23 protein-coding genes are annotated in these 23282 nt (G+C 57.9%); all 23 read right to left on the reverse strand.

From position 1 onward, the window contains the following. Positions 1–81: 81 nt before the first annotated feature. The 23 genes from AC2D8V_RS12525 to AC2D8V_RS12635 all read right to left on the reverse strand — a co-directional run bounded on the left by AC2D8V_RS12525 (position 82) and on the right by AC2D8V_RS12635 (position 23245). On the reverse strand, positions 82–870 hold the full coding sequence (locus AC2D8V_RS12525) for a hypothetical protein (protein ID WP_484733908.1): 789 nt from the start codon (positions 868–870) through the stop codon (positions 82–84). Next, entirely contained in the window at positions 867–1232 is a 366-nt protein-coding gene (locus AC2D8V_RS12530) for a hypothetical protein (protein ID WP_484733909.1), read from the reverse strand. The genes AC2D8V_RS12525 and AC2D8V_RS12530 overlap by 4 nt, the downstream gene beginning before the upstream one ends. 30 nt (positions 1233–1262) lie before the next feature. Beyond that, the gene (locus tag AC2D8V_RS12535; RefSeq protein ID WP_484733910.1) at positions 1263–2141 is read right to left on the reverse strand and encodes a dynamin family protein; all 879 of its coding nucleotides are present in this window, start codon (positions 2139–2141) and stop codon (positions 1263–1265) included. Positions 2142–2143: 2 nt separating this feature from the next. Continuing rightward, positions 2144–4228 (reverse strand): dynamin family protein, encoded by a 2085-nt coding sequence (locus AC2D8V_RS12540; RefSeq protein ID WP_484733911.1) that lies wholly within the window; start codon positions 4226–4228, stop codon positions 2144–2146. Positions 4229–4282: 54 nt separating this feature from the next. Then, the gene (locus tag AC2D8V_RS12545; RefSeq protein ID WP_484733912.1) at positions 4283–5476 is read right to left on the reverse strand and encodes a hypothetical protein; all 1194 of its coding nucleotides are present in this window, start codon (positions 5474–5476) and stop codon (positions 4283–4285) included. A 2-nt stretch (positions 5477–5478) separates the two neighbouring features. Further along, the gene (locus AC2D8V_RS12550) at positions 5479–6399 is read right to left on the reverse strand and encodes a PP2C family protein-serine/threonine phosphatase (RefSeq protein WP_484733913.1); all 921 of its coding nucleotides are present in this window, start codon (positions 6397–6399) and stop codon (positions 5479–5481) included. After that, positions 6392–7594 carry an FHA domain-containing protein gene (locus tag AC2D8V_RS12555; RefSeq protein ID WP_484733914.1) on the reverse strand — a complete coding sequence of 401 codons (1203 nt, stop codon included), beginning with the start codon at positions 7592–7594 and terminating at the stop codon, positions 6392–6394. Before AC2D8V_RS12555 ends, AC2D8V_RS12550 begins: the two co-directional genes overlap by 8 nt. A gap of 21 nt (positions 7595–7615) precedes the next feature. Next, positions 7616–8917, reverse strand: a complete 1302-nt coding sequence (locus AC2D8V_RS12560; RefSeq protein WP_484733915.1) for a serine/threonine protein kinase — start codon at positions 8915–8917, stop codon at positions 7616–7618. A 351-nt stretch (positions 8918–9268) separates the two neighbouring features. Then, positions 9269–9928: an ABC-type transport auxiliary lipoprotein family protein gene (locus tag AC2D8V_RS12565; RefSeq protein WP_484733916.1), complete on the reverse strand. Its 660-nt coding sequence runs from the start codon at positions 9926–9928 to the stop codon at positions 9269–9271. Then, entirely contained in the window at positions 9925–11253 is a 1329-nt protein-coding gene (locus AC2D8V_RS12570; RefSeq protein WP_484733917.1) for an MlaD family protein, read from the reverse strand. Before AC2D8V_RS12570 ends, AC2D8V_RS12565 begins: the two co-directional genes overlap by 4 nt. A 14-nt stretch (positions 11254–11267) precedes the next feature. Beyond that, positions 11268–12086, reverse strand: a complete 819-nt coding sequence (locus AC2D8V_RS12575; protein WP_484733918.1) for an ABC transporter ATP-binding protein — start codon at positions 12084–12086, stop codon at positions 11268–11270. Next, a complete protein-coding gene (locus AC2D8V_RS12580; RefSeq protein ID WP_484733919.1) occupies positions 12083–13207 on the reverse strand; it encodes an MlaE family lipid ABC transporter permease subunit in 1125 nt (374 codons plus the stop codon). Before AC2D8V_RS12580 ends, AC2D8V_RS12575 begins: the two co-directional genes overlap by 4 nt. A 77-nt stretch (positions 13208–13284) precedes the next feature. Further along, the gene (locus AC2D8V_RS12585) at positions 13285–13776 is read right to left on the reverse strand and encodes a prepilin peptidase (protein WP_484733920.1); all 492 of its coding nucleotides are present in this window, start codon (positions 13774–13776) and stop codon (positions 13285–13287) included. Beyond that, on the reverse strand, positions 13773–14633 hold the full coding sequence (locus AC2D8V_RS12590; RefSeq protein WP_484733921.1) for a helix-turn-helix transcriptional regulator: 861 nt from the start codon (positions 14631–14633) through the stop codon (positions 13773–13775). Before AC2D8V_RS12590 ends, AC2D8V_RS12585 begins: the two co-directional genes overlap by 4 nt. Before the next feature lie 162 nt (positions 14634–14795). Further along, the gene (locus AC2D8V_RS12595) at positions 14796–15788 is read right to left on the reverse strand and encodes a type II secretion system F family protein (RefSeq protein WP_484733922.1); all 993 of its coding nucleotides are present in this window, start codon (positions 15786–15788) and stop codon (positions 14796–14798) included. Positions 15789–15800: 12 nt separating this feature from the next. After that, a complete protein-coding gene (locus AC2D8V_RS12600) occupies positions 15801–16832 on the reverse strand; it encodes a type II secretion system F family protein (RefSeq protein WP_484733923.1) in 1032 nt (343 codons plus the stop codon). Further along, on the reverse strand, positions 16832–18238 hold the full coding sequence (locus AC2D8V_RS12605) for a TadA family conjugal transfer-associated ATPase (RefSeq protein ID WP_484733924.1): 1407 nt from the start codon (positions 18236–18238) through the stop codon (positions 16832–16834). Before AC2D8V_RS12605 ends, AC2D8V_RS12600 begins: the two co-directional genes overlap by 1 nt. A 39-nt stretch (positions 18239–18277) precedes the next feature. Next, positions 18278–19498 carry a CpaE/TadZ family protein gene (locus tag AC2D8V_RS12610; RefSeq protein ID WP_484733925.1) on the reverse strand — a complete coding sequence of 407 codons (1221 nt, stop codon included), beginning with the start codon at positions 19496–19498 and terminating at the stop codon, positions 18278–18280. 16 nt (positions 19499–19514) lie between these two features. Further along, positions 19515–20183: a TadE/TadG family type IV pilus assembly protein gene (locus tag AC2D8V_RS12615; RefSeq protein WP_484733926.1), complete on the reverse strand. Its 669-nt coding sequence runs from the start codon at positions 20181–20183 to the stop codon at positions 19515–19517. Next, positions 20180–20704 (reverse strand): TadE/TadG family type IV pilus assembly protein, encoded by a 525-nt coding sequence (locus tag AC2D8V_RS12620; RefSeq protein ID WP_484733927.1) that lies wholly within the window; start codon positions 20702–20704, stop codon positions 20180–20182. Before AC2D8V_RS12620 ends, AC2D8V_RS12615 begins: the two co-directional genes overlap by 4 nt. Continuing rightward, positions 20701–22233: a pilus assembly protein TadG-related protein gene (locus AC2D8V_RS12625; protein WP_484733928.1), complete on the reverse strand. Its 1533-nt coding sequence runs from the start codon at positions 22231–22233 to the stop codon at positions 20701–20703. The genes AC2D8V_RS12620 and AC2D8V_RS12625 overlap by 4 nt, the downstream gene beginning before the upstream one ends. A gap of 11 nt (positions 22234–22244) precedes the next feature. After that, complete coding sequence (cpaB, locus tag AC2D8V_RS12630; protein WP_484733929.1) at positions 22245–23048, reverse strand: Flp pilus assembly protein CpaB; 804 nt, start codon at positions 23046–23048, stop codon at positions 22245–22247. 14 nt (positions 23049–23062) lie between these two features. Next, positions 23063–23245 carry a Flp family type IVb pilin gene (locus AC2D8V_RS12635; RefSeq protein WP_484733930.1) on the reverse strand — a complete coding sequence of 61 codons (183 nt, stop codon included), beginning with the start codon at positions 23243–23245 and terminating at the stop codon, positions 23063–23065. Between the last annotated feature and the right edge of the window lie 37 nt (positions 23246–23282).

A 23282-nucleotide genomic window follows, 5' to 3' on the forward strand; every position in this document is an offset into this window, starting at 1 on the left:
TCAACTCGAACAAATTTCAAACTCAACCGCGCCGTCGCTCTTGCCGAATGGCGCCAACTCGGCGCGGCATAAGGATCAGCCTTACTGTCCTTGCAGAGACGAGTTCGAATTGGTCTGACAGCACCCGTGGGCAAGCTGCCAGCGTGCAATTGCGCGCAATCCGTCGGCACGCGCGGCAACCATCGCAACGCCGCGCGCCTGCGTGCCGGAGATGACGACCAGACGATTTCCGTCTAGCTCGAAAGCCATGCCGAGCGGTGCCGTCTGCGGCAATGTCTCAGACGGAGAGGCCATGCAGCCGTCGGCACAGGCCCTGAGCAGCGCGTGGTAAGCGGGGTCTCCGACCTTTTGCGCGCCATCAACGGTGCCGTGCCAGGTCAAAGCGCTCATGGCCGGGTTGGCAAGCATGCTCAAAAGGCGATCGACAGGGTCGCGCCCTTTTATGGCATTCCGCAAAGATTGAGCCGAATACTTCGCGTCGTCAGATGTATCTGATCCTGCATGGCGCGTGCCGCGCAGTGTCATCGCACCCGGTATGAGCGCCAAGTCCAAAAGGCACCGTGCAACGCTTTCGATGTCGCTGGCATCTTTACCGACTGAAACCGCCAAAGCTGTCACCTGACGTAACCGACGTCCAGAAACCCGGATGGCAGCATGAGGCACTCCGTCTATTTCGACAACCAGCGTTCGCGGTAAAACGGTTTCGTCAATTTCGCGCAGCATATTCCCAAGGCGCGCCGATGGGGCAGATACCGCGATGTTGCGCTCTGTCGCCAGCGCCTCTGCCGACTGCATAAAGCGGCTGAGCAGCGTTACGTCACCGGGCGAGCCGGGTCGACCTGACACCGCGCGGGGAAAAACAGCGGTCATGACCCGTCACCCTCTGCGTAGCGTTGCACCAGCTTTTGAGCAGCCTGCGCTGCGGTTTCGATATCGTGCCCAGCTTCCATCGCCATGCAGACGATGTCATCGGGCGATGCCATTGCACGTGCAAAGACCTCAGTGTGGCTTTCCGAAAAGCTGATCACGCGTTCGGTGTGAAACTCTTTTGCTAACTCGAGAACGCCAAAACCGCGCTCGGCACGGGTGCACAGTTGATCAAGCTTCTCGCGGGGCATTCGGCTCTCTGCACTGAACCGCAGGATCAACGACGACGACAGGTCGCCGAATGCGCTCAGTTCACATCCGGGCGTTTGCGCCCGTAACTGATCGAGATCGTCCTGTATGGTCATCTCATTGCCCTCCTGCAAGCGCGAAACAGTCTAACGGCCCAGCCCGGGCGACAAGCCCGCCAAGGCACCATCGCGTCCGCTGGAACCTGATTTCATCCGGATGCGCCTCGGGACCACCGAACCGTTACCGCGCGGGGCGAAATCAGCCGGCGCATTCAGAGGGTCTGTCAGCATGAGCGGGGTTGTGGCATCGTCCATCTCTTCGGCATCGGTCGACGTTGGCCCAGCCGCAACAATGCGGGCGATATGGGCTGACAGAGCCGCAGCACCGCTGGCCTCCCACGCAGCCTCATCCTCGCCTGCTTCCAAAGCGGCCAGCAATGATACTGGATAAATCGCATCGAAAAGACCTTCTGTCTCGCGCTCAATCCTTTTCACCACGCGTTTTTGATCGCGTTCGTTGCGCAGCTTGTCGAATTGGGTAATCAGCAACAGGCTTGTCCCGCGCGCCGACGGGCGCAGCACATTCCAGATAGCGGCTTCGGACTGCCGCCAGGCCTGCGTTGCATGGGTGCACCAGATCACGTGGTCGTCCGAGCGTACAACATCCTGCCAGTATTGCTGCTGCATGCTGGGATCAGACACGCCCGGCATGTCGATCAAAGCACAATGCTCCAGCAACTCCGCCTCCATTTGCAACTCGATTGATCGGGTTTCTTCAAGGCACACGTCCTCAAGTTTTTCCAGATTGATCGGTGTCCGCTCTCCGTCGATGCCAACCGCACAGGCATTTTGCGGCCCGTAGGTAATTTCGACTGGCGGCAGCCGTGTCGCCGTCACCCGCATGGGCAAAGGGCGGCTTCCAAGCAACATATTCGACAAGGTGCTTTTTCCCGCGCTGAATTCGCCCATAAGCACGAGGCGCGGTTTCTGACCGGTCATGTCGACGTCAAAGTCGTGATCCGTCATGGTTACACTCCTTTTGTTGATGCAGGTGCGGCGCAGTACTTCAAATCTTCGATGATGTAATCGATCTGGTTCTGCAGCTCGTATTCGCTGTCGCCCATGCAAATGCGCTGGATGCTTTCGGTACTTTCAAACCCGCTGCCGATCTCGATCATGATGTCGCGGTTCTGCTCGAAAAAGCTGCTGAGCGTCTGCATGATCTGCGCGCGGATCAACGCGGTCTGATCTACTTTCAACTGCTCCATAAAGTCTGCGGTTTCGGCAGACACTAGCTTGTTGAACTGCTTTGCGAATGCCTTGTAGCCGCGTGTGCGTCGCCACCAGGAGACCCACCAGCTGTCGTTGAAGTCAAGCGCGATGGTCTGCGCAAGAGACACCGGAGCGGGGAACTCATCAACCGCCGGTACGGTCAGTTCGATCCCTTCGACAGCGTTGCCAAACGCGTTAAAGTAAAGCTCTGCAATGTCGACCACGGCCATTTCATACTGAGCATGTGCTGTTTTTTGCGCACGTACGGCAAAGACGGAATACGCCGACTTCAGCAACATCCGCAATCCGGTCGGGCTGTACGACCAGACCCGATCGTCGCCATTGTCTTCAAGATGCGAAATCAGCGATTGCGTGGCACGTTCGACAAAGTTGACATGCGCACGGTCCGCGCGTGTCTGGTAGGCGGCGATGATCTCGTCGACTTTGCCTTCCAACATGGTTTCGTGGCGATCCGCCAGAGCACGCACCTCGTTGCGTACGTCGTTCATGCTCATGGTGCGCTGATCGTCCAGCTTCTCTACCCGGATCTTGTTTGCGGCTTGCTGACCACTGGCGATAGTGATCGCAGCAGAGGTGATCTTTTCCAGCATAGGATCGCCGACCTTTGCGACCACGCGCTGTGACATAACCCGGTGCAGGATCGGCAGACCAGACATGTGCCAGACCGTTTCAGCAACGGTCGGGGCGGGGGGCGCGCCTTCCATCTGCTGCTCGGCCAGCGCCGCCATCGCGTCCATATCGATGCCGTCCAGCACTTCCTTGTCGTCCGCCAGCACCGCATTGGCCCAAAACGCGCTGCCAAAAACAATCTGCGCATCCTCTGGGCCCTCATGATCCGCCAGTACCTTGCGAATGCTCGTCTCGATCTCTGGGATCTGCTCTGCCGGAGCGCTCAGTTCGTCAATGCGGTTGACGAAAATCATCACATCTCGCGATTCAAGGCTCGAGATCATGCGGATCAGCGCCATGTCCACCGAGGTCAGTGCCTGATGCGCAGACAATACGACAACGCAGATGCGGCTGGAGCGTACGGCATTGATGGTCACCTGCTCGCGCATCATGAAGGTGTCGTTGACCCCCGGCGTGTCGCGAAGACACATGCGAAACGGTTTGCTGTTGGTTGTCAGAAACAGGTCAGCCGTGCGGGTGATGTCTGCAAAACGGCCCTGGTTTTCGGCATCTGGTTCTGCGTCATCATCCTCGTAGAAGTCATCGCCGATGCAGATGTAGCGTTCCAGCAGGTTTTTGTCGAAATATCCGTATTCGTGCTCCTGCCCAAGCAGCAGCTCGAATTTCCGGCCCAGACGGCGCTTTGATTTTTCGCGCAGCATTTCGATCTGGGCGCGGATATTTTCCAATTCACTCTCAGACCCGGCACGTCCGGCCAGTTCTCCCAGCCGGCCGCCCTTGTGCACCAGCCTGTCCCACTCGTTTTGTTCCATCAACTGGAATTTGGCGCCGATTTCTTGGCGAGCAGCCCCAGGTTTGAGGTGCAAAGAGGTGACGACCGACGTCCACGGGTTTACGTCTGACGGCAAAAGATCAGCCCAGCCCGCCATGGCATTGACCAACGAAGTTTTTCCGGATTTGACCTGCCCTAGGAATGTCACTGCAGGTTCGAAGTTTTCAAGATCGCGCCGCAGTTTCTTGACCGACCGCTGGGTCGATGTGCCGGTGATCTGTTCCAACGACTCCAGTGCCAGTTCGACCCCGTCGACACGGGCTGCGAAATCGGCCAGTGGCTCAAGGCCCGCATGCATGAATTCCGGCGTCTGTGCGACTTCGGATGGTTCAGTAAGCTCTTGATTTTCAATATTCATTATTCGCCTGCCAAATCTGCATATGCTCATTATCTATAAAGGGGGTAGCGAGGATCATTGGGTTGCCTCCGCCATTTCTTTTTTTAGTTGGAGCAGCACGGCAACCGCGTCATCTGCTGCCTTGTCGCTACGCTCGAGTTGAAAGAGTTGGATCATCTGTTCGGCATTGATCGCATCGTCGCGTAGGGCACATACCGCTGCATCATCGGATTCTGTATCCATGAACATCGCGGCGAGAGCCTGCGCCGTCTGAGCGCAGTGATCCAAGATCGCCTGCGGTGACAGTGTTTCCGCGTTTTTCGCAGCAAGCTCATCTGCGCTTTGCTGCAAGATGGATAGACCGGTTTCCACGGCTTCGCACTGCCCCATCGGCGCGTGTGCGTTGTCAGGAATGTCGCTTTGACCAGTTGGCTCTGACTGCGCTGGAGAAAAATCCACATTGGCGCGTGCCAGCAGCACCTCGGCATGATCCGCATCCGCACGCTTTGCCTGATCAATAACCCGGTTGATCGCTTCGCTGAGCGCTTTGCAGCCGCTGGCCTTCCATAATTTTGGTTCGACCACTTCGCCGTCGGCGCGTGCAGCCATGGCCTGCAGAGTAGCAACCGGGAACAGGCCGTTGAATTCGTCTGCGTAGCTTTCAGCAAACGCATCAACATGTTTGCGCAATATGCCCTGCATCTGCAGACGGTCGGCATGAGTGAGAGCGAGAAAACCGTTGTCCTTCAGCCGGTCCGGCACCTGCGCCCAGAGCGCGCATTCGCGGTCGTCAAACCCTTGCGAGCACCAGATCGCGATATCTGCATCCTGTGTGGCCCAATCGATAATTTCCGATCCGGCCCCAAGCAGAGAAGTAAAGTTGATCTCGACCAGTCGTTTGTCCTTAAGAACGTCCAATGGTAACCGCTGGACAACCCGCAATGTATCGGGGGGTATTGTGCCCTGGCGCGCAATCCCGTCAAAGGCGGTTTCTGTCCCGGTCCGGCTTTCGCAATACCCCCCTTCGGAGTCGCCCCATGTCACCTCGACCGCAGACACATCTGACAGGTCCGGCATCGCATTCTGGCCGATTATCATATTGAGAATGCTTGTCTTCCCCGATCCGGCCATGCCGAATGCGGTGATCTGCGTCGGGCGTTGCAGGCCCGTTAAAAGCCGAGTGCCGAGCGAGATCATCTCGGTCGGCAACAACCCTTCATCAAGGGCGCGTTCCAGTTGCGTTGCGCGCGTATGCAGATCAGAGGCCATGATCAGATTTCCTGCCGTCTAAAAGGATGGCGCTTCCATCCGGTTTCGGCATCAAGCTCCTCGGACATGGCCAGATCACTGATCTTTTCTGTCTTGCCCGGCGCAGGATCATCCCCGCCCTTGGCCATTTCATTACGGTCGCGCAGCTTCATGATGCACATCGACACATTGTCCTGATCCGGGTCATCCAAGGCGCTGATCGCGTCGAGCAGACGCGCGCCGATCTCACCGCTGGGCAACGAGCGATTGTCAAAAATGACGCGTGCAATTTCCTGTTCGCTGATGAATTGCAAACCGTCGCTGGCGACGATCAGGATATCGTTGTCGCGCAATTCTACCGGTACGGTCCGGCAATCAATCTCGGGAATGGTTTGCCCGATCAGAACTGACGTCAGGCAATGACGATCCGGATGATCCTTCGCCGCTTGCGCGTCCATTTCTCCAGCTTCAACCAGCCGCTGCATGCGCCGCGCAAGCGAGTGTTCCTCGTTCAAGCGGAACAGATGGCTGCCTCGGAACAGATAGAGCGGGCTGTCCCCGACAGAGATCCAGTACAGACGGTTGCTGATGACCACCGGCGCCACGAGGGTGGAGCCCATGCCTTGCATGTGCGGGCGGCCGCGCGCGGCACGGCCGACACAGTCGTTGGCATAGGACAGTGCCGAGCGCAAAATCGTCTCGACGTTCTCTTCCAGTTGCTCGGGGTCATCGGCAAACATCTTCAACTCGGTAAAGATCTCGGTGACCACGATCTTGCTGGCGATGTCGCCTGCCAAATGACCGCCCATGCCGTCGGCCAGCACGATGAACCCCAGATCTGCACCATCAGCGAAATCCACGGCAATCGTGTCTTCCTGCTGATCGCGCTGACCCTGGCTGATCGCGGGGGCCGCGTCATAGACGAATTGGGCAAGCTTAGGCATGGCGGGCGACCTTCTCCTCAGGCGCATTCCAGCTAAAGTCGGACTGGCAAAGCGCGACAAATCGCAGTGTCGTTTCGCCCAGACGGATCAGGTCTTTGGAAAAGAGCTCCTGCGTGCTCAGCAAGGGCGTGTTGTTAATCCGTACAAGGTTGGTCTTGCCGCTGTGTCCGACAAAGAACTTGTTCTGCTCGGCGTCATAGGCGATCGAGATGTGGTTTTCGCGTGAGATGGAATTATCGCCAAAGTTCAGCGACACTGACTGATCCTCACCACGTCCTACTTTCGATACGCCGTCATAAAGCGCATAGGACGATCCTCGGCCCATCTCGGACACAACGACGAGCCATCCAACGGGGAACATGCCGTCGGCTTTGCTCTCGGCTTTTTGGAAGGGGTCTTCTTCTTGCAGAGCTTCTGCAGAAAAGCCCAACAGGCGCGTTTTGACACGGCCCGACCGGTTGGATCCGCGGCCAGCCGCAGGAGCGGGCATGTCCACGGGGGCGTTCTCGGAGGCCGCGCCAACCGGTGACAGGGTATCCACCGGCGCCTGCGGTGCTGACGGCATCGGTTGCTGCGCGGCGGGGGGCACTTTGGCAAACTCTTCGGTGGCTGGTGTTTGTAGCCGGGTCTGTGGGTGTGACATCGCAGACTTCAGCGGGCTTGGCGTGGTGGCGGCCGCTGCAGGCGCTGTGCTGTCCAGACGGTCAAACGGATCGGGCGCGTTCAGTGCGGCTGCAGCTTCTTGTGCAACTGCGCTTGGCGCGAAATCGTCCAGATCAAACTCGGCTTCCATGGCGTCAGCGTCAAAGTCCGGATCATCGTCCTCGTAATCCTCGTCGTCGTCGTCCTCGAAGTTGTCCATAAGACCATGCGCCGTTGTGTCGGCACCCATGGTTTCTTCTTCGTAGGTTGAAACGTCTGGGTTTTGCATCTCTTCGGAGACCTTGCGAAAGAATTCCTCCGAGCTTGCCTCATCAAACAGCGGATCATCTTCCTGCAGTGTCGCCGCATCATTCACGTCGGCCTGTGGGGCAGGGGTAGAATGCTCCATATGCGGCGTGGTTTCCGGCTCGGCCGGAGTGCGCAACACGTATGGGCTGGCCTTGCTCAACTGGATGCCGCTGTCGACTGGCGTCGTTTGCGGCCGTTCGGCAGCGGCTCGTTTCTCGTTCAGGATATCGCGAATAAGTCTCATCAGAAGTCTCCTTAGGCGTTGTCAGGACGATGGCCTGTTGCTTCGTCCCGGCAAGCAGCGTGAAATCAGGCGGGCGAATTTCGATTTTTTTTCAGGTTCGGACGGCGGCGGCATGCGTGCCGCTTCCTCTTCGGCTTGGCGCTGTGCATTCCAGGCTGCGATCTCGGCTTCCTGTTCTGCTTGCCATGCGGCCACGTCTTCGATCGGATTGCCAAAGATGTCGACGACACCCTTGCTTTGCTCTTCGGCGGGCTGCGTGCTCGGCGCACTGCGTCGTTTCACTGACGACAGGCTGAGCGGGGTCGCCGGTGTCAGGTCGGTGTTGGTCAACGCGACGATCTGCGCGATCTTTTCGTCCAGATTTGGGTCAAACGTCGGCTTCGCCGTTTTCCTTGGGCGCGCCTTAGGTGTCTGTTGCAGTGCCTGCAACCAGGCCGCTGCTGACTGGAACCGGTTCTCCTGCAACAAGGCGAGCGCGGAATCGACTGTCGCCAGAATGTTGTAGTCATATCCCCAGTCCTCGCGCACCAGCGGCACATAGGGGTCCGGCGCACCGTCCGATACAGCGGTCAAGCGATCTTGCCCCGACACCGGCGGGTATCCGGTTATCAGATGATAGAGCGTTGCTCCCATTGAATAGAGGTCGCTGGAAAAGTCATGCGGGACATGCGCGGTATAGAATTCATGGGGCGAATACCCGTCCTTGACCGCCATGATGGTTGGAAAGTTCGAACCGCCGTTCAGCGTGTGCTCTTGCGCGGCGCCAAAGTCGATCAGTGTTACATGGTCATTGTCATCAACAAGGATGTTGTCCGGCGAGATATCGCGGTGCAGCACCCCGTGTTTGTGAATAAAGGTGATCGCTTCCAGCATCTGTTCGAGCACGGACAACAGGAAGCTGTTGGTCAGGCGCTCTGGCTGATCTTCCGAGACGCTGATCAGATCGACCCCGACCACATGATCCAGCGCCATGTAAGCGGTGTTGTTTTCCTCAAAGACCTGATGCACGCCCAGAACATTCGGATGGGTCAGCCGTGCCATCTGCCGCGCTTCACGAACGAATTGTTTTTTGATGGCAGAAAACTGGGCGGTCAGTTCTTTTGTCTGGGGCACGACCTGTCCGTTTACACGGCGGCACATATGCGCGGGGAAGCATTCCTTGACCACGACCTGACGGTCCAGACTGTCGCGAGCCACATAGGCGATGCCAAAACCACCCTGCTGCAGACAGGCCTGTATCAGAAACTGTCCATGCAGCAACTGTGAGCCGACCAACATACCGTCGGTGGCTTCAAATCCCTGATCTGCAAACGTCTGACTCACTGCGAGCTACCCTGATAAAACCCTTGTCGAAAACGCACCTCGACCAAAGCCGAAGGATACAATTCTAGTTATCTCGCTGGATTGTGAGCAGAACATGGCAGGCTTTTGGCAAGCCTGTGTCTGTGCCGGAGCCACTTGGGCAGCGTTCCCGCACAAGCGCCGATTTGTTCAACAAATGAAGGGAATATGCAGCAATTTACGCGATTGTTGCGCCAAAAATAAAGTTAAGAAAAAGTATCCGCAGAGGCGGTCAAATACGGTTTTGGGCAGATATCCGGCATCTGAGCTCAGTGCAGCGGTCTCCACTGGTGCCGACAAGCCACGCGTCGCGGGTTCCGGATTTCGTTAATGCTAAGAACCCTGATCGGGCTGAAGGCTGTCACTGTGCATGCGGCGGATGCTCCATTCAACCGCATCCCTCAATGCGTCACCCAAGGCCTCATCAAAGGCCAGAACGATGTCCGGCGGCGCGTCGCTTGTGGCGGCAAAGACTTCTGTAAAGGACCGGGAGGCAATGATCTTGTCGGTAAAGGCATCCACGATCTTGATGTTCAGCCGGACGTGTACCTCCAGCGGCGCATCAGGGGCGCTGTCCACCGGGAGTTGTGCTTGAAATTCCCGCACGTCTGTCACGATGAGATAGTCCGCGCGTAACCCGATGGCCGAGCGACCGACCGCATCGACCTTGCCGGAATTCTCATAGCTCTCGATCAGCAGGGACTGGATGATAATTGGCGCGCGATCAACCCAGCGCGCACCGGGCAAAAACCGGACTTCCAACGGGGTCGGCTGAACCGCAATGCGGTCGTTGCTGACCACCGCGGTTGCGGTCGGCTCCGATACCACGATCTGCTGGCGGACCCTGGGCAAACTGGGGTCAAACGTGCTCTTTGGGCTAAGCAGGTATAGATCGGTCGGCTCGGCGGCGTTGCTCAGGCTGGTCAACCCCGCGCAACCCGCCAAGGCGAGAGCTGCGCACAGACCTGTCAGGGGCATCAAAAGGTGTTTCATCGACGGAACTCCGAGCCTTGCGTACCAAGAAAGAAGCGGGCCGGATCACGCTCTACCCGGTCTACGAAACGGTCTAGATTGCTCACCAACTGGCGGGCATCTTCGGTCAGCCGGACGAACTCTGGCAACCCCAGACGAACGAAATTGGTCAACTGTCGCTCATTGCTGACAACGATGCTTTCCAATGACGACGCAAAGGCAGCGATTGCCTTGGACGCGCTCAGAACTTCGTCCGAAACCACATCGATATTGGCTGATGCATTTTCCATTGTAACGGTGAATGCGCCCACCGCGCCGCGCAGGTCAGTCACGATTGCTCCCACGTCTTCGTCCAGAATCCTGTTGGCGGAAGAGAAGGTATCGCTGATGACCGAAAGAGTTTCCTGCGTGGTGCCAAGTGTGGTGCGCGCTTCGGGCAGGAAGGTGATGATGCTGTCATCGATGGTTTTTGCGGTCTGCGTCCCTTGCCGGACAAGGGCAGTGACATCTGTATCGAGAAGTGTGCGCGCTGCGCCTGCGACGCCGTCTATTGTGGCAAGGGTGCGATCGAAGCTGTCCAGCGTGCCGTCAACACGCGACAGCGTTGCGCCAGCGCTCTCCAATGTACGCTGCCCTTCCCGGATCGCCTCCTGCGCTATCGTCAGGGTTTCCGTAGAGGTGCGCAGCGTGACATCCGCGGTGTCTGCCAGCGCCTCGAGACGGTCGGTGAAGCCCGCAACCTCGCGGGCAGCACTGCCGAGATCACCCGACAGCTGTTCGAAATCCGCAAGTGTCCGGTCCAGACGTCCTGAAGCACTTGCAAGGTTACTCAGCACCTCGCTGATCGCTGCCTTGTTCTCGTCGTTGACGACCTCATTGATATCGTCCAGCAACGACACCGCTTTTTGCAAAAGAGCCGGTGCTCCTTCAAGCACCGACTGCCAGGCACTTGGCTCGGCGCTAATCACCGCGTTTTGGGGCAGGGGGGCGGCATCAGGCGAGCCGCCAGTCAACGATACAAAGCTGACACCGGTCACCCCAAGCCCTTGCAGGATCGCCACGGTGTCGGTCTTGACCGGAGTATCCGCAGCAATCTCGATGCGCACCCTCACCTTGGAAGGGTCATCCTGATCAAGTGCGAGATTGATCACCTGACCCACCGGCAGCCCGTTAAAGCGCACATCTCCGGCATCCGACAGGCCCGACACGTTGTCGAAAAGCACGTCGTAATAGGCAAACTGCTTGTCTACTTCGACTTTGGCCAGCCACAAAAGGAACACCAGACTGCCCAACAGTCCGACCAGCGCGAAAATGCCGATGACAAGGTAATTTGCCTTGGTTTCCATGCAGTTACCGCCCGCTACCCAGTTTCACGCGCAGCGCGCGCACGCGGCCCGGTAAAATAGTCTTGTACCCATGGGTCATCGACGCCGGTCATGATTTCTATTGGCCCCTCAACCAACACGCGCTTGTCAGACAGCACGGCGATACGGTCGCAGATTGCGTACAAGCTGTCGAGGTCATGTGTGACCATGAACACCGTAAGCCCAAGTGTCTGTTGCAATTCTCCAATAAGGGTGTCGTAGGCGGCTGCTCCGATCGGGTCTAGGCCCGCGGTTGGTTCATCGAGGAAAACGATCTCGGGATCCAGTGCCAGCGCTCTGGCCAGTGCTGCGCGTTTGCGCATGCCTCCCGACAATTCAGAGGGTAGTTTGTCACAGGCCACCTGCGGCAGGCCCACAAGAGATATTTTCATCTCGGCCAGCTTGCGCATGAAACCGGGGGTCAGGTCGAGATGCTCGCGCATCGGTGCCATCACGTTCTCTACCACGCTGAGAGACGAGAAAAGCGCGCCGTCCTGAAACGCCACACCCCAGCGTTTTTCGACCTCGCGGCGGGCTTCTTCGGGTCCGTTGACCACATCGGTGCCAAGCACATGGATTGAACCCGCCGAAGGTTTTTGCAGCCCCACGATGCTACGCAACAAAACAGACTTGCCCGTGCCCGAGCCGCCCACGATGCCCAACACTTCGCCGCGCCAGACATCCAGATCAAGATTCTGATGTACGACATGGCTGCCAAAGCAGTTTTCCAGCCCGCGGACCGTGATCACGGCGTCCCGCGGTGCCGCCGAGGGAGAAGGCACAGCGTTTCCGGCAGGCAAAACGGCACCGCTCATACGCCCAACTCGGCAAAAAAGACGGAAAAGATGGCGTCCACGACGATCACCATGAAAATGGCCTGCACGACAGAAGCGGTGGTGCGTTGACCGACGCTCTCTGCCGATCCGCCAACCTGTAGCCCCTGCCAGCAGGCAATCACACCAATAATGACCGCAAAAAAGGGTGCCTTGACCATACCGACGATCAGGTGCCAGACATCGGTGCTCTCGTAGAACCGGGTCAGAAACATGCCGGGGCTTATGCCCAATTCGATCCAGCTCATCAGTGCACCGCCCGTCAGGGCGCACAGGTTGGCGACAAACCCCAGAACTGGCAGCATCAGCGTCAGGGCAATAATACGAGGCAAAACCAACACCTCGATCGGATCCAGCCCGAGCGTTTGCATCGCGTCGATCTCCTCGTTGACCTTCATGGAACCAATAGCCGCCGCAAAGGCCGAACCCGAACGGCCCGCAATGATGACGGCGGTCAGCAGGATGCCCAATTCGCGCAGCACCGATACGGCGATAAGATCAACAACAAAAACCTCTGCCCCGAACTGGCGTAACTGTGCCGCCCCCTGAAAGGCCAGAACGACCCCGATAAGAAACCCCATCAGCGCAATGATCGGTACCGCGTTCAGCCCGGTTTGTTGCGCCTGTGCAAAGGTTGCAGTCAGCCGGAACCGGGAGGGCTGGACGAGGGCACGCAGCAGGCGCGCAATGACGAGACCAAGAAACGACAAAAGCGCCGCACCGTCGCGCAGCCCGGTTACAACAGAGCGTCCAACGCCTTCGATCCGGTCTGCTATACGCCGCCGCTTGGGGCCATCGTCTTTGGTGTCAAAGCCTGCGCTTTCAACGGTTTGCAGCAGGCGCGCCTGATCTGCCGTCGCCCCGCGAATATCCACTGTGATCCCCTGCCGGGCGAGTGTCTGGCGCAAGGAAACGATCAGGAAAGCGCCCCCTGTATCAAAGGCTTCGAGCGCTGAGAGGTCAATCGCAACCGCAGATGTGCCAGTGGTCAATTGGGTGAGGCCGCGTTCCACCTGTTGCAGCGCATCTGTGACCAGCCGTCCGGACAGACGCACGATCGTGGCGCCGTCGGTATGATCGACAGTGTAGGCAGGACTGGTCATTGCGACCCCATCTTGCGCGCAACGCCGCAGAGCGCAATGATTTTTTCAGATAGGTCGCGCGCGGAAGAGGGGCCGATTTACACCGTGATGATGAAACACACAGCCAAAGCCAGAGGCAGTGAGGCGGCAATCGAGATGCCCATCGGAAAAGCCGCACCCGGTTTCATCGAGACCCAAATCGCATCTTCATGAGAAAACCGCTGCCGTGCAAGCCAGATCGCAACCATGCCCAGCAGCATCGCTGCAGAAAAGGCGAACATGTAGAGAGACAGGATGTTCAGCGGAACAAACAGCAACGTGACAGGGAGAATTTTTGCGTCACCACCGCCCAGCCAGCCGATGGCAAAGAGCCCAAAGCAGACCGCGAATGCGGCCGCTCCGACCACGACGCGCAAGAACCACGCCTCGAGGCCCAAAACCGGAAGGGTTGCAGCAAATATGGCCAACCCTGCCCATGAGAGCCAGTTGGGAATACGCATTTCGCGCAGATCGAATATCGCCGTGGTCAGCAGAATGGGCAAAAAGGCGAGCGCAACATAGAGGCTGGTCTCGGAAATTGGCTGGATCACGCAGCTTTCTCCTGATCCATTAGGCCAAGGCTCGCCCGCTCTTTGGTGGTAACCAGCCGCAGCGCCAGTTCGTGGAACCGTTCATAGCCTGTTTTGGCGTAGATATTGCGCAGATGCGTCCGCAGTGTGCCTGGTTTGACCGCCAGTTCTTCGGCGACACCGTCCCGCGATAGCCCGTTTGCGATCAGCGCGCACACGCGCCACTCTGAACGGGTCAGGCCTGCTGGGTTATCGGCGGCCAGCAGCGGCTGGTCCTCGACCGTATCGAGAGTGCGCCGCACAGTGGCGTTGGTGCGCAGCAGGCTTTTCATCATCAGCCCGCGTTGGCGTCCCTGAAAGACGTCATGCAGCATCTTGCTCATGTTCTCTTGCTCCGCATCCCACAGCTTTGGCACGGACCGAGCAAAGTGAATTTCGAGAATGTCGCGCACGCCGTTGTCGGAATTCAGGCAGATACAGGCCACTTCAATCACGCCCCGTTTGAACATCCAGCGTTCTAGATCCGGGTCTGCAACGCACTTGTAGTCGTGCGTTTCAGACAGCGTGAGGGACGTGCCGGGTTTCATACTGTCGATATAAGACCCAAGTGCGGCTGCGGCGAAAGATTGCGACAGACGCGGCGCCATGGGCGCGTTTACCATGTCATGCACGCCGGCTAGCCGGGCTGTTTCCTTGGATTTGTCCCATCGGGCGAGCGCGACCGCGTCGGCACCGATGAACTCAGCGAGATGGTGCAAAGTGGAGTCGAGGTCAACGCGACCCTGACTCCACTTTACGAAAACGAGCAGTGTATCGAGGAAATTGCGTGGGACAGGGCGGCTCGCACTCTGTGCGCCAGAAATATTTGCGCGGGGCATACTTTTACTCTCACCAAAGCGCCACCCCACATGACGCGTATTTGTAAATACCTTTCGATCTTTACCTTTGGTTGAGAGTCAGTCAAATTTCTGGGCCGACTGTCTCTTGGTGTGCAATTATCCTTCTCCGATTATGGTTACTGTCCGCTCGATTATGGCGAATTACCCGTTTACCGGGTTATTCGCAAAGTACTCGATGTAGCGAATCACAACCGGGCCGAGTGTAAGCATCAGGATCGCTGGCAGCATCAGTGCAGCCATCACGGCAGACATCTGCACGGGCAGTTTGTTAGCCTTTTCCTGCGCTTTCAGTTCGCGCGTGGTGCGCATCTCTTCAGCGTATGTGCTCAGTGCCTCTGACATGGGTGTGCCGAAGCGTGACGACTGCAGCACCACGTTGACAAACGAAGCAACCTCGTCGACGCCAGTGCGCCGCGCCATCTTCATCAGCGCGCGCTGACGATCACGACCCGCCTGAATCTCATTCTCAGCGGCGATGATTTCATCGGCCAGATCAGGGGCTACGGGGCGGATCTCACTAGAGACTTTCATCAGGGCTTGGTCAAAGCCCAAACCCGCCTCGACAGCGATCTGGATGAGGTCCAGCGCATTCGGAAAGGCTTCTTCGATGGCTTGCTTGCGCTCGGCAATCTTGCCTTTCAGCCACATGCTGGGGCCAAAGAAGCCGATCGCGCAAAGTATGCAGACGATCTGTGCGATGCCCATCGTGGACAAACCCGCAACCGGGCCGGCCAGCCAGACAGGAGCGGCGGGCATGCGTGCGTAGGTGATCAGAAGCAACACCGCAACCGGCAGGCCTAGACCAAGGATCAAACGCGTCAGGTAGAAACCGGCAACCGCGCCTGTTCCGCGATACCCCGCTTTTGCCAATGCAAGTTGCACGGCAAAACGTTCTTCGTCGGATTTCGGAGCGAAGGATTTAGCCAAACCGGTCTGCTCTCCGTCATCCGCAAGCAGACCGCTGGATACAGAAGTCGCGCTTACCCGGTTCTTGGGCGACATGCGTTCAGCTGCAGCGCCTTTGTCGTTGATCGCCCGGCCTATGCCAAAGACGCCCAACATGGTGCCCGCACCGACAGCAGCCAGCAAGAGCGTTTGAGTAGTCAGGTAGGAAGCAAATACAGAAAAATCCATGACAGATACCTCTTAGAACCGGAAGTTCACAAGTTTGCGAAGAACGATGGCGTTCAACACGACGAAGAAGACGACCACGCAGGCGATTGGCAGGAACAACGAGTGATCTGCCACGTCACCGTAGTAGCTTGGTGCCGTGATCGAGGTGAACGTGCCGATGAAAACCGGTAGCAGTGACAGGAAGATCGCAGACAAGCGGCCCTCCGACGAAATGGCCCTGATACGGCGACGCATGGTCATGCGACCCCGGATCACGCGAGCAAGTGTGGACAGGATACGGCCCAGATCACCACCTGTACCGTGCTGAATTCCCACGGCAACTGCGAGATACTGGATGTCTTCTTCTGGAAACCGTGTGGCCAGATCGCGCATTGCCTCGGTCAGATCGTCACCATAGGCGATCTGGTCAACCACGATACCGAACTCGGTACCGACCGGGTCTGGCATCTCTTCGGCAACACTTTGAAGGGTCGCGTTGATCGGGTGACCGACCTTGAGACCGCGTGCCATCAGATCCAACGCGTCGGGCAACTGGCTGATCATCCGCTCAACACGCTTTTGACGCGCGTTCGCGATAATGAGCAGGGGCAGCACCAGAAACATGATCGCCGACAAGCCAAAGGCCAGGAACGGGTTGGTGATCTGCGAAGCTGCCGCCACAGAGATGACAAAACCTGCGGCACACCCGCCTGCATAGGCTTCGGCGGAGACGGTCATGCCCGCGGCACGCAGCGACTGATGCAGGTCGCCCACGAAGGGCAGGTTGCTCAGCAACCCCTTCTTTACTTTGGGTTTGAAGAGGTCGAGCACTTCGGCCTCGGTCTTGCCCGCGGCAACCATCTTCATGCGACGGTTGCGCGCCTCGTTCTGGTTCTCACCGCGTTGCAGGACCTGCCGCAGTCCTTCGTAGGCCATGAGGATGCCCAGAAAGACCAGCGCGTAGACCGCATAGCGGAAATCGAATTCAAAGTACTGAAAGTCGAAGGCGAGGAACTCGTCAGAAGTGAACTCCTGCCATGTGGCGATGAAATATTCGGCAAGCATTACGCGGCCCCCCGTGTAAAGCTGATGTTCGTCATATCGACACCGGCAGCGATCAGCTGCTCGTAGGCGCGAGGACGGATACCGGTGGAGCGGAACTGACCAAGAATGCGGCCATTTTCGTCCTTGCCCTGACGTTCGAAGACGAAGATTTCCTGCATGGTGATCGTGTCGCCTTCCATCCCGGTGATCTCGGAGATCGACATCACTTTACGGGAACCGTCCGACAGGCGGTTAAGTTGTACGACAAAGTGCAGAGCGGAAGCGATGGTGGCGCGGATGGCCGAGTGTGGAAGCTCCATGCCGCCCATCTGAACCATTTGCTCCACACGGCTCAGCGCGTCGCGCGGCGTGTTGGCGTGAACAGTGGTCATCGATCCGTCGTGGCCGGTGTTCATCGCCTGAAGCATGTCAAACGCTTCCGAGCCACGAACCTCACCAACGATGATGCGGTCTGGACGCATCCGCAGGGCGTTCTTTACCAGATCGCGCTGCAGGATCGCACCTGTACCATCCGGGCCGGCAGGGCGGGTTTCCAGACGCAGAACGTGCTCTTGTTGCAACTGAAGTTCGGCCGCGTCTTCGATGGTAACGATCCGCTCCGCTTCGCTGATGTAAGATGACAGCGCGTTGAGCATTGTCGTTTTACCAGAACCGGTACCACCCGAGATCAGGATGTTCATGCGCGCATCCACCAGACCTTGCAGCAGGGCCGCGGCGCTTTCGTTCAGCGCGCCACCTTCTGTCAGCTTGGTCATGGTCAGCGGTACCTTGGCAAACTTCCGGATGGAAACCGAAGGACCGTCTACCGCACAAGGGCGGATGATGGCGTTGACACGGCTGCCGTCTTCAAGACGGGCATCCACCCAAGGCTGGCTTTCGTCGATGCGGCGGCCAACGCGGGATACGATTTTGTCGATGATGCGCAGCAGGTGCTTTTCATCGCGGAAACGGCAGGTTGACCGCTCCAGAACACCTGCGCGTTCGATGTAAACCTGATCATGACCGTTCACGAGAATATCGTTGATCGTGGGGTCTGACAGCAGCGGCTCGAGTGGACCGAGGCCTTTGACCTCATGCATCAACTCGTCCACCAGCTCTTTCAGGCCGTCGCCGCGCAGGGCACGGCCCTCTTCGCGCAGGCCTTCAGTGACAAGATTGCCAACTTCGCGGCGCAGCACGTCGTTTTCGATCTTGTCGAGGACAGAAAGGTTCAGTGTGTCGAGCAGGCGGTTGTGCAACCGCGCTTTGAGCTCGAGGCGGTCATTTGCTGCGGCTTCAAGAGCGCGTTGCTCTACCTTCTGCTGAGCACTGTCTTCCGCGGCCGCAGCCTCTTTCTTGTTGAGCGCGACAACCTTTGCGCTGTCTTTTGCTGGCGTTGCACCGGAATGGATGAATTCACGAAACATTGGAACGTTCCTCGTCTTTTATACTGAAATACTGGTTACTTACGATGCGTAGGCCACAGGATGCGTGCCAGCACGGGGAGGCAGCGCCTCTTTCGTACCTTGTGCGATCTTGGTGACGGCCTTAGCCAGCGAGGAACGCGGAGATACTTCGCTGAGGGGTTTGCCGCGGTCGAGCGCGTCACGGGCAGCCTTCATGTCACGAGGCAACCAGTGATCGAATTTGCGCTCCAGCAGTTCCATCGCCGCACGGTGATGCGAACCAAGAACAAGCGGCTTTTTCTCCTGGGTGGCGATCAGCTGGATCGCTAGATCCGGATGCTCGGCCAAGAAGAAGTCCATCAGTTTGCGGGTTGCGCGAACCGAAGGCACAGTGACATCTGTCGCCAGTAGCAGTCGATCCGACCGGGACAGAATTGGGTCCAGCCAATCCACCAGCGCATGCGGCAGATCGACGATGATGTAGTCATGGGTCTTGCGCAGCGCATCAAGCAGCGCGGCAATCTGTTCCGGCTTGATGGCACCCAGAGGGCCATAGCGCGAAGGCGCTGTCAGAACGGACAGACCGCTTGGCGTTTTGGCAATCGCCTGCTCGACAAAGGCGGCATCAGGCACGGTGCCGTCCATTGCCATGCGCCACAGCGCATCTGATTCAGCAACGTCAAGCTGTGCTGCGATGCTGCCGAACTGGAAATCCATGTCGACGATCACAACTTCGCTTTTTAAGCGCTTTTTCAGCAGGCCGGACTTGCCGATCAGGCTATCCGCAAGATTGACGGCGAGGGTGGAGGCGCCAACGCCGCCACGGGCCTGAGCGATCGAGATGATCTTGCCCTCGGTGGCCTGACCGGTCCAGATCGCTGGCATCTGCAGGCTGCGACGCGATTTCCACGCCTCCAGCTGGGTTACCAGTTCGCTGTCGCAGGTTTCGCGAGGCAGAACTTCGTCCGCGCCGATCTTTTTCAACTCGCGCTGCTTGGACAGCGGCAGGTCGTCGCTCGCCAGCGCGATAAAGATCGCACCCGGCGCACGGTGGCTGCAAAGCTCGCGGGCCGCAGCCAAGGCGTTTTCATCGGCCACGTCGGTATCGAAAACGACGACATCGTGCGAAGCAGCCAGAGGATGTGCTGTGCCGTTCATAGACGTCAGCGTATTCTCTTTGGCCGTTACGCGGTAATCCTTGCCTGCCAGCGATGCCTGGATGGTGTTGTGCAACTCGGCATCAGAAGAAATCAAAAGAAGTGGTGTCTGTGTATCAGTCATAATCATTACTCCTAGGTCAGCTTCCGATACCTTGCCCGAGGTCTTCACCCGGGATCGAGGCACTCATGTTCGGAAAGGTAAATGTATCGGGCGCTTCACCGCCGGTGCTGTTCGCGGTGGCAATACGAGCAAGCTCGCCCAATGGGGTTATAGTTACATATGGAATGTCAGTCAGTTCGACAGTGACAATCGGTGTATAGGGCCCCCCCAGAAATCCGATATTCGGGTCATGCGTGTAGGTAATTTCAACGTTGCTGCGCTCCGCCAGACGGGGCAGAAGCGGCGAGATCGTTTCCCAGATCTCGTCTGCGGCCGCGGCTGCTGCGGCGTCGCCCGCGGCTGGTGACGCAAGTGTGCAGGTCGGCATGTCCGACTGTGGAATGGCAGCGCAGGTCTCGCCCGCAGCGCCAACCCGGCACAGTGTGCCAAACCTAGGCGCGGCTCCAGTTCCGGGTGCGAATGTAGCAGGAACTCCCGCGCAGACGGCAGGCCGGACAGCAGCGGTACGCGCTGCCAGATCGGTAGCCTTTTGTGCCAAGACCTCGTTGTATCCAAAGCGGCCGAATTCCACTGCACCCATCACCATCAGCAGCAAGGATGACACAACAATTGCCAGTTCGGTCAGCGTGGCCCCGTCTTCATCGTGGGCCAGCGACGTCAGCTTATGTTCAAATGTTTGTTTCATAGTCCAAAAATCCGACTTTGATCTGAAATGGAAAAGGCGAAACCATCGCGGCGATCGTTAAAGAAGCCAAAGGCGCCGCCGAAAATGAATTGGTATTGGAGCGTTGCAGTCACCTCGACCACTGAAATGCCCGTGGTGCTGTAGTCCACAGTCTTGCAGCGCAGGGTGGGGGTTACGTCGGTGACCGTAACACCGCCAGGCAGAACAGATTCATTCTGTGTCCCCATGCGGAATTGTACGATCTCGTCGACGCGAGCATCAAAATCCGTGCGCAGTTGTGTATTCGCGGCATTTTGATCCGCAGTGTTGCATGGATTTTCGGGGGCAACCCGAGCAACGTAGCGCGTTGCGTCGCGCAGGCCTGATGCCGCTGTCTGATGCGCGAAGGAAAAGCGTGTGCCTTCGATAATGATGGCCAGAACCAGAAGCAAGCAAGGTATGGCAATCGCGAATTCAACCATCGCAGCGCCGGATTGCTCCTTCTTGAACGCGCGGGATTTGGTCAGCAGGGAATGGATCATCTGTACAACTCCACTACGTCGCGGAAGATACCGCCGTCATCTGCATTGCCGGAACCGTCGCCACCGGCACTGCCCAGAAACTCAACCCACAGGTCGAAGTTGTTGGTATTGCCGTTCGAGCCGCTACCGTCGCCGACAGGACGCAGCAGGAACACTTCGTAGTATTCTTCAACCGCGACGCCGGAAGCAGAGCCATTGATGCCTTGCTCTTCGCAATTGATGCCGGCTGCGATGAACACGCGACGGTTCGGGTTGGGGTCGGGTGTCACAGTGGTGCAGGTCTGGTTCGGGTTTGACGAGGGCAGGATCTTGCCATTGCCACCCGGACCCACGGCGTTTTCGATTTCACGGTTATAGACATCGAAACGGGATGCTTCTGACAATGTCATACCCGAAAAGGTGCCAGCCTGAGCATCTGTAAGAGTAGCGTAGCCGTGGTTGCGCAGCATATATTGCTCGACATCCCAGTCTTTGTCGCCAAAGCGGCCGCAGGTGCCTGCGCTATGGCAGTCATCCGGTGGGAACGCCATTGGATCAGGTGCTTCGGTCAGCTCGGTGTTGTTACCAAGGCAGGCGTTGCCGTTGCCGTTGCTGTTGCCGCTTGCACTTTGCAGGCCGGTAACGCTGTGCAACGACGGGGCAAAAACAGTGGAGTTTTTGTTGTTGCTCATGGTGCCGTTGTACATATCAAAGCGCGTGTTAAAGACGGCGTTTTCGATGCCCACCTTCTGGCCCGGCTCGAGGTCAACACCGCGCTGGGCAAAGCAGCGGGTGCGATTGCCGCTTGACGCGATCAGGCACGCGTCCTGCTGTACACCAGTTAGGCTGGCGCAATCACCGTTCGGATCGACTGCGTTTTGCGAAGGATCGAGGAAACCAAAGTCACCTGGACCCCAGGCCGCGTTCTGGCCGCCGGTGCGCAATTGCAAGGACGCGCCAACTTCAGCATCCACGTCAAAATCATCGGGCAGGCAGAACATCAGGGTTGCGATGTCGCACGCATATTGAGTGAACCCGGCGACAGCACGTGCGCTCACCAGACCATCAGTCGGAGTTGAGCCGTTCAGAACAGCGAAGGCCCGGAAAAACGGAAGGAAAACAGAGCGTTGTTGCGTAGTCACTTCGACAAGCGTTGCATCGAACGCGCTGTTGGTTTCGAAGCCGGTGAGGTCGTCATCAGGGTCGAAATACTCGCGGTCCAAGTTTGGAAGCCCGCTGAGAAAGCGGATCGAATAATCATCGGCACCCAACAACTGGTTCTCGCCATCCGCAAAGGTCTGCCGGTCTTCGATCACCTTGGCCGCTGCTTCGAGCGCTCGGGTGATCGAGTCGGCCTGGCCGTCCAACTCACCGGCGGCAGCCAGTGCAACGTTGTCGGCATAGGCCTGCAAATCACTCTGGGTCGCTGCAACGCGACCCAGATCAAAGGTCAAAGCAGCAAGTCCCAAGAGAACGGCGAGGCACACACCTACGAATACCAGCGTCGCGCCGTCTTCGCTCTTTTTCCAGTTACTCATTACTTTCAACACTTTACTACTCCTTAGTTTACAACTTGTTCGGAGATTTCATTGGCGCCACGGCGCACGCGGATAACCGGCTTGGGTGCTCCGTCTGGCACAGGCGATTTGTCAAGCAGCAGGTCGCTCAGGCGAACCGCCTCGAGTGGCCCATCGTCAACTGTGTTGAGCGACCGCAACGACAGGCTCAGAATGCCAGCGCGTTGTGCGAGAGCCAGTTTCTGGCTTTGCTCAGGTGTGACTTCGACAGTCACGGTGCGGGCAACGGCGGCCTGCTCGTTCTGCTCGTCCGAGCGTTGGTCAACACCAATCACGCGGATTTTTTGCAGAATGGTCAGGGCACGAAGGTCGTTTTTCGCGCCGCGTGTCAGCACGATGTCAACCTCGTCGCCGGGTGTCACAAAGCCGCCAACACCCGTCTGGGCATTCACTTTGATCGACATGGCGCGGTTGCCCTCGCCAATGGTCTGAACGATTGTGACTTTCTCGCCCCAATCCGACACTTTGGACGCCAGCACCAGTTCACCTTGCGCCAATGGGCGCTTGGCGCGACGCGGTTGACCGCCAGTTTGCGGGATCAACTCGTCCATGTTGGTCAGTGCGCCCGGAGGGACGGAACCAACCGGCCATTCGATCGTGCGCAGCATGTGGCTTTCGATCGCTTGTCCGAACTCGATGTCTTGCGCGGTTGCAATAACGCTTACAACCTGTGCTTGGGTGGTTTGAACCGGTTCTGGCACGGCATTCAGTTGCTGTTGGGCGTAAAATACTGCGCCCCCTGCAACACCGAGCCCGACAACGGTCATAAGAAGTGATCCTAGGCGCATGGGGCTATCCTCTATTAATCTGAATCTGTGTCAGCCATCTGAGTGGCGGCTGCATTCATGTTGTTATCGATCTGGTTGGCCATGGTGATAAGGCCGGCGGTCCCAACCAGAACAGCAACGACAACGGCGATGCCATATTCGACCATCGTGGCGCCGCGCTCGTCAGTGCTGAGTTTTGAAATCAATGTTGAAATCATCTCTGAACTCCTTGAGGGATGACCCCTTCCCGAGGGT

Source organism: Roseobacter sp. YIN89 (genome assembly GCF_057219365.1).

Coding starts and splice junctions, on each gene's coding strand:
- AC2D8V_RS12525 (WP_484733908.1), bottom strand. CDS start 870: ATGACCGCTGTTTTTCCCCGCGCGGTGTCAGGTCGACCCGGCTCGCCC.
- AC2D8V_RS12530 (WP_484733909.1), bottom strand. CDS start 1,232: ATGACCATACAGGACGATCTCGATCAGTTACGGGCGCAAACGCCCGGA.
- AC2D8V_RS12535 (WP_484733910.1), bottom strand. CDS start 2,141: ATGACGGATCACGACTTTGACGTCGACATGACCGGTCAGAAACCGCGC.
- AC2D8V_RS12540 (WP_484733911.1), bottom strand. CDS start 4,228: ATGAATATTGAAAATCAAGAGCTTACTGAACCATCCGAAGTCGCACAG.
- AC2D8V_RS12545 (WP_484733912.1), bottom strand. CDS start 5,476: ATGGCCTCTGATCTGCATACGCGCGCAACGCAACTGGAACGCGCCCTT.
- AC2D8V_RS12550 (WP_484733913.1), bottom strand. CDS start 6,399: ATGCCTAAGCTTGCCCAATTCGTCTATGACGCGGCCCCCGCGATCAGC.
- AC2D8V_RS12555 (WP_484733914.1), bottom strand. CDS start 7,594: ATGAGACTTATTCGCGATATCCTGAACGAGAAACGAGCCGCTGCCGAA.
- AC2D8V_RS12565 (WP_484733916.1), bottom strand. CDS start 9,928: ATGAAACACCTTTTGATGCCCCTGACAGGTCTGTGCGCAGCTCTCGCC.
- AC2D8V_RS12570 (WP_484733917.1), bottom strand. CDS start 11,253: ATGGAAACCAAGGCAAATTACCTTGTCATCGGCATTTTCGCGCTGGTC.
- AC2D8V_RS12575 (WP_484733918.1), bottom strand. CDS start 12,086: ATGAGCGGTGCCGTTTTGCCTGCCGGAAACGCTGTGCCTTCTCCCTCG.
- AC2D8V_RS12580 (WP_484733919.1), bottom strand. CDS start 13,207: ATGACCAGTCCTGCCTACACTGTCGATCATACCGACGGCGCCACGATC.
- AC2D8V_RS12590 (WP_484733921.1), bottom strand. CDS start 14,633: ATGCCCCGCGCAAATATTTCTGGCGCACAGAGTGCGAGCCGCCCTGTC.
- AC2D8V_RS12595 (WP_484733922.1), bottom strand. CDS start 15,788: ATGGATTTTTCTGTATTTGCTTCCTACCTGACTACTCAAACGCTCTTG.
- AC2D8V_RS12600 (WP_484733923.1), bottom strand. CDS start 16,832: ATGCTTGCCGAATATTTCATCGCCACATGGCAGGAGTTCACTTCTGAC.
- AC2D8V_RS12605 (WP_484733924.1), bottom strand. CDS start 18,238: ATGTTTCGTGAATTCATCCATTCCGGTGCAACGCCAGCAAAAGACAGC.
- AC2D8V_RS12610 (WP_484733925.1), bottom strand. CDS start 19,498: ATGACTGATACACAGACACCACTTCTTTTGATTTCTTCTGATGCCGAG.
- AC2D8V_RS12615 (WP_484733926.1), bottom strand. CDS start 20,183: ATGAAACAAACATTTGAACATAAGCTGACGTCGCTGGCCCACGATGAA.
- AC2D8V_RS12620 (WP_484733927.1), bottom strand. CDS start 20,704: ATGATCCATTCCCTGCTGACCAAATCCCGCGCGTTCAAGAAGGAGCAA.
- cpaB (WP_484733929.1), bottom strand. CDS start 23,048: ATGCGCCTAGGATCACTTCTTATGACCGTTGTCGGGCTCGGTGTTGCA.
- AC2D8V_RS12635 (WP_484733930.1), bottom strand. CDS start 23,245: ATGATTTCAACATTGATTTCAAAACTCAGCACTGACGAGCGCGGCGCC.